The sequence below is a fragment of the Caldisalinibacter kiritimatiensis genome (assembly GCF_000387765.1).
Classification (GTDB): Bacteria; Bacillota; Clostridia; order Tissierellales; family Caldisalinibacteraceae; genus Caldisalinibacter; species Caldisalinibacter kiritimatiensis.
On sequence record NZ_ARZA01000130.1, the window covers coordinates 45,261 to 52,805 of the forward strand.

Annotated in this window: 11 protein-coding genes; 4 read left to right on the forward strand and 7 right to left on the reverse strand. The window is 29.0% G+C overall.

Annotated features, from left to right (window positions below; genetic code table 11):
* Positions 1-13: 13 nt before the first annotated feature.
* Together L21TH_RS06465 and L21TH_RS06470 are read left to right on the forward strand one after the other, a co-directional pair.
* Complete coding sequence (locus tag L21TH_RS06465) at positions 14-475, forward strand: sulfite exporter TauE/SafE family protein (RefSeq protein WP_081627924.1); 462 nt, start codon at positions 14-16, stop codon at positions 473-475.
* Entirely contained in the window at positions 472-825 is a 354-nt protein-coding gene (locus tag L21TH_RS06470; protein WP_006312089.1) for a sulfite exporter TauE/SafE family protein, read from the forward strand. The genes L21TH_RS06465 and L21TH_RS06470 overlap by 4 nt, the downstream gene beginning before the upstream one ends.
* 63 nt (positions 826-888) lie before the next feature.
* Here L21TH_RS06470 and L21TH_RS06475 read toward each other — a convergent pair whose 3' ends face one another.
* From L21TH_RS06475 to L21TH_RS06485, 3 genes are all read right to left on the reverse strand, one after another.
* Positions 889-1,284, reverse strand: a complete 396-nt coding sequence (locus L21TH_RS06475) for a CoA-binding protein (protein ID WP_006312090.1) — start codon at positions 1,282-1,284, stop codon at positions 889-891.
* An 83-nt stretch (positions 1,285-1,367) separates the two neighbouring features.
* On the reverse strand, positions 1,368-2,015 hold the full coding sequence (locus L21TH_RS06480; RefSeq protein WP_006312091.1) for a YigZ family protein: 648 nt from the start codon (positions 2,013-2,015) through the stop codon (positions 1,368-1,370).
* 115 nt (positions 2,016-2,130) lie between these two features.
* Complete coding sequence (locus L21TH_RS06485; RefSeq protein ID WP_006312093.1) at positions 2,131-2,556, reverse strand: NUDIX hydrolase; 426 nt, start codon at positions 2,554-2,556, stop codon at positions 2,131-2,133.
* Between the two features lie 199 nt (positions 2,557-2,755).
* On the opposite strand from L21TH_RS06485, the gene L21TH_RS06490 reads away from it, so the two are divergent.
* Positions 2,756-3,214, forward strand: coding sequence for a DUF3189 family protein (locus L21TH_RS06490; RefSeq protein WP_006312095.1), 459 nt, complete (start codon positions 2,756-2,758; stop codon positions 3,212-3,214).
* On the opposite strand, the gene L21TH_RS06495 is transcribed toward L21TH_RS06490, so the two are convergent.
* Positions 3,203-3,859 (reverse strand): HEAT repeat domain-containing protein, encoded by a 657-nt coding sequence (locus L21TH_RS06495; RefSeq protein WP_034429499.1) that lies wholly within the window; start codon positions 3,857-3,859, stop codon positions 3,203-3,205. The two genes, L21TH_RS06490 and L21TH_RS06495, sit on opposite strands and share 12 nt — an antisense overlap.
* Positions 3,860-3,871: 12 nt before the next feature.
* Complete coding sequence (gene hflX / locus L21TH_RS06500) at positions 3,872-5,158, reverse strand: GTPase HflX (protein WP_006312101.1); 1,287 nt, start codon at positions 5,156-5,158, stop codon at positions 3,872-3,874.
* A gap of 288 nt (positions 5,159-5,446) precedes the next feature.
* On the opposite strand from hflX, the gene L21TH_RS15210 reads away from it, so the two are divergent.
* The gene (locus tag L21TH_RS15210; protein ID WP_423219133.1) at positions 5,447-5,770 is read left to right on the forward strand and encodes a CrcB family protein; all 324 of its coding nucleotides are present in this window, start codon (positions 5,447-5,449) and stop codon (positions 5,768-5,770) included.
* A 41-nt stretch (positions 5,771-5,811) separates the two neighbouring features.
* Here L21TH_RS15210 and yunB read toward each other — a convergent pair whose 3' ends face one another.
* Together yunB and L21TH_RS06515 are read right to left on the reverse strand one after the other, a co-directional pair.
* Positions 5,812-6,465: a sporulation protein YunB gene (yunB, locus tag L21TH_RS06510; protein ID WP_006312107.1), complete on the reverse strand. Its 654-nt coding sequence runs from the start codon at positions 6,463-6,465 to the stop codon at positions 5,812-5,814.
* A gap of 293 nt (positions 6,466-6,758) precedes the next feature.
* Complete coding sequence (locus tag L21TH_RS06515; protein WP_162138485.1) at positions 6,759-7,202, reverse strand: hypothetical protein; 444 nt, start codon at positions 7,200-7,202, stop codon at positions 6,759-6,761.
* Between the last annotated feature and the right edge of the window lie 343 nt (positions 7,203-7,545).

A 7,545-nucleotide genomic window follows, 5' to 3' on the forward strand; every position in this document is an offset into this window, starting at 1 on the left:
TTGTTTTTTTAGTATGTTAATAGGTTTTACTAATCATGTCAAGTATATATACATCTTTTTAGGAAAAAGTATATTTATATACTATCTTTTAATGCAACAAGGTGATGAGATGAAAATAACTAAAAATAATATTAAGCTTGCTGCTATCGGTTTAACTACTGGAATTGTAAATGGTCTGTTTGGGTCAGGCGGTGGAACTATTATAGTACCTGCTCTCATATTTATTATTGGATTAGAAGAACATAAAGCCCATGCTACTGCTATATCTATAATATTACCATTAACACTAGTCAGTACTATCATTTATTTTAGACGTGGAATACTGAGATTAGATATTGCATTACCTGTAATTCTTGGTGGAGTTATAGGTGGATTTGTTGGAGCTAAAATATTAAACAGAATACCAAATAATATACTTCGTAAAATATTTGGTATATTTATGATTATTGCAGCTATTAAGTTGGTGATGAAATGATACTTTTTTTAATTGGCATCCTTTCAGGTATTATAGGTGGTATGGGAATAGGTGGCGGTACTATTCTTATTCCAGCATTAATCTTTTTTGCATCTTTAAAACAACATCAAGCCCAAGGTATAAACCTTATAACCTTTATTCCTATGGCTATAGTTGCTTTAATTACACATTTTGCAAATAAAAATATTGAGATAAGGTTATCAATAATAATCATATGCTTTGGACTTGTTGGAGCATTTATAGGGTCAACAATAGCAGTTAGTACAAAACCAGATATACTTAGAAAGTTGTTTGCAATCTTTTTGTTTTTAATGGGGTTATATGAAATATATAAAAAACCTGTAAAATAACATATTAAATAGCCAAATATTATCTATTAAATAAAAAAGGGACGAGCAAGTCATCCCTTATATTTACTCATCTAAAGCTACTAATACACAATCATGGAATACTATTTTCATTCCTAATTCTTCGGATTTATCTATAGTTTCACCATCAACTGTTCCAGGCTGGAACCATAAGTATTCAATCCCTAGTTCATTAGCTTCATCCACATATTTTGAGCTTATTGCTGGAGGTACTACAAAATCTACGACTTCAGGCTTTACCGGTAAGTCCTTTAATGAGTCATAGCATTTTTCTCCCTCGATTTCTTCGTATTTAGGGTTTATTGCATATACCTCATATCCATTATCCTTTAGCTTTTTCCAAATCTTATATCCATATTTTTCCTTGTTTTGCGTAACTCCAAGTACAGCCCAAACTTTCTTTTCCATCATTTCTTGCTTATTTTTTTCTATAATATCCATCGTTTATCACCTCTCTAAGCTTTATTATTTATATACCCCTATATAGTATATTATAACAGAATCGTCAAATAAAATCATATTCATTACTTTATTATCTTTCCATCTATTACAGAGTAATATGCTTGACCGTTTTCTTCAATCTCTGCTGTAGCACTTGTTATTTCTGTCACTACTTTTTTTAGCTGTTCAACTCTTTCAGTTTCACATAATATAAATAAATTTACAGCATCATCATATGTAACCTCATCAATTATATAGCCCCTACCTAATAATTCATTCTCAACTTTTCCATATAAAGTATAATCAATTCTTATTTTTATTTTTTTATAAAGTACCTTTTCAGCAATTTTGGCAGCTTCTAATCCTATTTTAGCTCCTTTAATATATGCTCTTACTAATCCACCTGCACCTAATTTTACTCCACCAAAGTATCTAGTAACCACCACTGCTACATTTCGTAAATCTTCTTTCTTTATTACTTCAAGAACTGGAATTCCAGCTGTACCACTCGGTTCACCATCATCACTATAACGTTGTATATTGCTATTTTCACCATATACATAAGCATACACATTGTGAGTTGCATCTCTATGCTTTGTTCTTATTTCTTCAATGAATTTTATTGCTTCTTCTTCACTAGAGATAGGTTTAGCATAGCCTATAAATCTAGATTTATTAATTATGACTTCATCACTACCATATTCATGTATTGTTCTATATCTGTCCTTCATCTTCACTCTCTCCTTATTATAATATACTAGTATTAGTATACCATCATTAACTACTAGAACAAAGATGTTCTTTAATAAAAGATAAAAGGAGTGGTTGCCCACTCCAATGTAATCCTTATACCATAATCTCTTCTTCTCTAAATGCTAAATACTTCTTATAAGAAAGGTTAACTAATGATTTATCTTGACTATATGTAATTTTGTTCAGTGCCTCCTCTATAGTGAAAAATCCCCCATCTTGAAATTCTTCATTTATTTCATACTTATCATCTTTAGATTCCATTATGTACCATGTTATCTCATTACAAACTGGTCTTTGTCTTGAAATAGAAAAAAATTCGTAACTAGTTTCTCCTGCTGTTGACACAATCTCTGTGTCAAGTCCAGTTTCCTCCTTAACTCTGTTAAGGGCAGTCTGCATCGCAAGAGAACCGTTACGAATTCTTCCTTTTGGTAGAACCCATTCTCCCTTTTCATTTTTTAATAAAAAAACCTTATCACTGTGAAAAACAATACCTCCAGCACAATTTCTAAACAGCACTGCTATACACCCCTTCCCATTTCTTATTCTTATAATACACTAAATTTTCAGAAATTTCAATGCTTTGCCTTGAATTAATGTATTTTATTTCCTAAAACTTAATATTCCAAAAATATCATTTTTTATTATGGATTTATTATAATATTTCATTTATCAAAAGGGAAAATTAAAATTATCAACCAATTTTTGAGGTGATTAAATGCATATAATCTACCATTGTGTAGGAGGCACTCATTCATCTGCTATTGCTGCAGCGATACATTTAGGAATATTACCTAAAAATGAAAAACCTAATAAAAAACAAATACTTGATATCCCGTATTTTGACACTTTAACCAAATCATATCACGGTAAAATAATTTTTAGAGGTACAGATAAAAATCAAAACAAAGTTTATACATTAAGTAGACAATTTGCACCTGATTTAGTTATACCTGCGGTAAAAGATGCATGGAAAATTGCAGGAGCAAATTGTAATGAGCTATTACTGGTTGACACTATGCCTGCAGTTAATATATGGATGAAAATAGGTGGTTTCAGTTCTAGAAGATTAAATCTTGTGTCCTTTGGGAGACCTATAGTGACTAAAGGAACTCAAATAGCTTTTTTTGATATAGTAAAAATAGTAGATAATACAATTAATAAGTTATCGCACTAATTTCTTTTTTATTTCTTCAATTGTATTTTCAGCAGCTCTTTTTACATACTCCTTCTCGCTATAATTATTTAGTAATCTTTTAATTTTTTCTATAGTATTTTCGTCTCCTATGTCTTTAAGAGCCTTAACTGCATACTGACGTACTTGTGGATTTTTATCATCAAGTGCTTCTTCTAACCATTTTTTACCTTCCACTGCTTTTAGCTTTCCTAATGCAGAACATACCAATCTTCTACGATTCACACTATTACTTTTAAGTTCCATCCTTAAATAAGGTAAAAGTCTAATATCTTTTAATTCACCTATGAGCCATATAAGTATCATTCTATCCTCTGTATTTTTAAATTTTGTGTATCTTCTCATTATCTGTTTTATAAGCTTTTCCTTATCACTATCATTCATACCATTTATATATTTCAATCTTTCTTCTTTATTCATACTAATAACATTTATTAACAAATCATTTTCTATATTAGAATTTAAATCAATTTTAGCTTTTATTATTTGCTTTTCTACTTCATTTTTATCCATTCTTCTTATAGCAGATATTGTTTCTATACTCTTACCTTCTTTATATAAAAGATATGTGATATGATGTTCCTCTAAATTTCTTATGTTTTCCCAGGTCAGTTGCTCCTTTTTCATAACCATCCCTTTCTAGTCCACTATGTACTCACTATACTTTTTATAGTCAATTTCATTTAAAATAGTTTCTATAAGTGTACCATTATCTCTATACTCAAATTTCACAACTTTTGTATTATCAAACAAATAAGATGAAATTTTACTATTATCATAGGGTATAAGTAATTTTACATCATAGAACTTATCAGGTATATTTTCTTCTATCATTTTAAATAGTAAATCAATATTCTTTCCTTCTTTTGCAGAAATATATACTTTAGTTCCATCAATTTTGTAGTGTATTTCATCGATATGTCCTTTATCTACCTTATTAAATACAGTTATAATAGGCTTATTTAAAACTTCTAAGTCCTTTAGTATTTCCAAGGTAGTTTTTACTTGAATGTCTAAATCTTCATTAGTTATATCCACTACATGTAATATCAAATCAGCATATTTTACTTCTTCTAATGTTCCTTTAAATGCTTCAATCAAATGTGTTGGTAATTTGCTTACAAAGCCAACGGTATCTGTTATAAGAAAGTTTTGTCCATTAGGTAGTGTCCCTCGTCTAAGAGTAGTATCTAATGTTGCAAATAACATATCATAAGCAAAAACTTCTTTTTCTTTTGTATAAGTTTCATCTTTACTTATAAGAGTATTTAAAAGTGTAGATTTACCTGCATTAGTGTATCCTACAAGTGCCACAATAGGTAATGATGAACCTTGTCTCTTCTTTCTTTTCGTTTCTCTAACTTCTTCTAATCCCTGTAGTTGCTTTTCTATCTCTGATATCCTTTTTAAAATATGTCTTCTATCTATCTCAAGTTTCTTTTCACCAGGCCCTCTTGTACCAATTCCTCCACCTGTTCTAGATAATTGATTTCCTAATCCAATAAGTCTTGGTAATCGATACTTAAGTTGAGCCAATTCAACTTGCAATTTACCTTCTTTAGATGTAGCACGTTTTGCGAATATGTCTAATATTAAATTTGTTCTATCTATTATTTTTCTATCTATAACTTCCTCAAGATTTCTAAGCTGAGCTCCTGATAACTCATCATTAAATACAACAGTATCTACATCAAGTTCGTCACAATACCTTGCTATCTCAGTAGCTTTACCTTTGCCTATATATAATCTAGGGTCTATACTATCTCTTTTCTGTATTATACATTCAACAACTTCTGTTTCAGCTGCTAAAGCTAATTCTTTTAACTCTTCTATTGAACTTTTTATATTAAAATCATTTATTTTTTTCGTATCTACTCCTACTAATAATACTCGTTCTTTCTTATTATTCTTTATATCTGTTAACATTACTTCACCTCTAAATTCTTATTTATATATTTTTATTATATCATTATATCTTTTATTTACTAGGTTTTATTCAGTAAAATACAACATTTAGCCTTTTTTATTTTAATCTACTTTATGTTATAATCTTTTCAGATTCCAAACTTGTCAATTAATTTTTAAACTGAGGAAGTTAATTCCTCAGTTTACATAATAACTTGACTACCTTCATATTAATACTTCCAAAAGAAAGGTCTGATACATATGATTAATATTCTTTATGTAGGTATTGGTGGTTTTATTGGAGCTTCAATGAGGTATTTAATTGGTAATTGGGCTCTTAAATCTTTTGGTGATTCGTTTCCATATGGTACTTTAATTGCCAATGTATTTGCTAGCATACTAATTGGTCTCATATTAGAAGGAAGCACTAATGCATGGAATCTATCACCAACAACAAAGCTCTTACTTACAACAGGACTACTAGGAGGTCTTAGTACTTTCTCCACTTTTAGCTATCAAACTGTAACACTTTTAAATAATAGTTTTATATTAGGTAGTCTTAATATCATAACAAATTTATTCTTATCACTATTAGGAGTAGTTCTTGGTAAATATATAATAAATATATTTTAAAAAATACAAGCTATTGTACAAGTTACAATAGCTTGTATTTTTTAATCTATAATGTTCATAAACTCATCTTCAGGTACACGTATATAATTATCAGGTACATCTCCAACTATAACTGTCTCTGCTATTGGTATATTAGTTGCTATTCTTACTGTATCTGAAGCTAATGGAACAATTACTTTAACATCCGTTACAACTACTAAATATATTTTATGCCTTGTTTGGTTTATACCTGATTCTTCGAACTCTGTTGCAAAGTCAACTGTTACAGTACCTTTGGGAACAATTTTAATTTTTATCTTAGGACCCCATTGAGCTAATAATTGACTTTTTAATGCATTTCCTAAAGGAACCTTAATTTCCTTTGTAGCTATTTGCATTATATTATTTTGAACCTCTAAAGCTACATCAGAAGCAATACTATTCATTAATACTGTATTTGCCTGCATCATAGTAACCTTACCCTCGCTGTCATATTTTACAAATATTAAGTCTTTATATTTTACCTCATCCTTAAGTTTTGCCTTTACTGCATCGTTTATAGCTTGAGTTGCTATCACTCTAGCTTTTACTTCTGAAATCGCGAGAACAGTAGGTTTTAAGTTTCTATCAACTATAATAAATCCATAAGTTAAAAACACTAAAAGTGTCACTATAATAATAAAAGTTCTTTTCTTCTTATTACGACCTCGACTCAAAAAATACACCCCTCCTACATTATATGCAAGAGAGGTGATTTTGTTCATGTGACATTTTTGCTATTATAAACTATACTATTAATATTTTGTTCATTAGTAAACCATAGTCCTGTACCTGTATTTCCAGTGTCTTCGAATCGCTCAAGCTCTCACTATTTTCTTTTTTGTTTTATGAGATATTTTATTATGTATTGCTTTAGTATAATATTATAACTCTGTCTAGTTTTATATAAATGCCCTTTCTAACACTCCACCACATTTTGCTTCATCCTTATTTGTACTATTAAACACATCTACTTTATTTCCGTCAACTTTTTACCTACAATAATTTTAAACAATTCTATTGACTTTTCCTTATTCAATTGAATATATTTACTTTTACTCTCAATAACAAGTTCTATTTTATCTTTATTTGGACTTATCCATAGGTGATAAGTTAATCTATCTGATTGAGATTCTTCGTTGAAATTTTCAAAATAAAATTTGTAATCAGGAAAACGTACCATCTGCACCATTACATTCTCCCAATTGATTATATCAAGAATATCTTTGACATTTTGAATCTCACTTTTATCATCTATTTCATTAATTGGTTTATAAACATTGGTTTCAGTAATTCTTTTTTCTACTACTATTCTATCCGCCCGAATAATATCTTCATTTGAGCAACCAGATGTTTCAATTAACAAAATTATAAATAACACAATAAAAACTTTACGAGTTTTCAACCTTATCAACTTTTTCTTTAAATCTTTTTCTATATTTGCTAAGTGCTTTACTTAAAGCTCTTTAAATCTACACTAACTTAATATCTATCAAATAAAGATTTAGGTCTTTCTCCCTCTTTTAATTTACCTTCAATAACTATTTCTAAATAAAGTTCTCCTTCATTATCTTTCTTAAAAGTACCTAAATATTTTTCCCCTGTCTCATTAAATCTGTTATATGCTTAAGATTGATTTGACCTATTGTGAACACTCCAATATATACCTAATTCTGTATAACTATGTCTCCAAAGCCATTCATAATCTTTTATATGTTTAATAACAAATTAAGCTTTAATTTTATATACCATCAATA

Bases quoted from the DNA above. Each gene is read 5' to 3' on its own strand.
- L21TH_RS06465 (WP_081627924.1), top strand. From the start codon at position 14: ATGTTAATAGGTTTTACTAATCATGTCAAGTATATATACATCTTTTTA.
- L21TH_RS06470 (WP_006312089.1), top strand. From the start codon at position 472: ATGATACTTTTTTTAATTGGCATCCTTTCAGGTATTATAGGTGGTATG.
- L21TH_RS06475 (WP_006312090.1), bottom strand. From the start codon at position 1,284: ATGGATATTATAGAAAAAAATAAGCAAGAAATGATGGAAAAGAAAGTT.
- L21TH_RS06480 (WP_006312091.1), bottom strand. From the start codon at position 2,015: ATGAAGGACAGATATAGAACAATACATGAATATGGTAGTGATGAAGTC.
- L21TH_RS06490 (WP_006312095.1), top strand. From the start codon at position 2,756: ATGCATATAATCTACCATTGTGTAGGAGGCACTCATTCATCTGCTATT.
- L21TH_RS06495 (WP_034429499.1), bottom strand. From the start codon at position 3,859: ATGAAAAAGGAGCAACTGACCTGGGAAAACATAAGAAATTTAGAGGAA.
- hflX (WP_006312101.1), bottom strand. From the start codon at position 5,158: ATGTTAACAGATATAAAGAATAATAAGAAAGAACGAGTATTATTAGTA.
- L21TH_RS15210 (WP_423219133.1), top strand. From the start codon at position 5,447: ATGAGGTATTTAATTGGTAATTGGGCTCTTAAATCTTTTGGTGATTCG.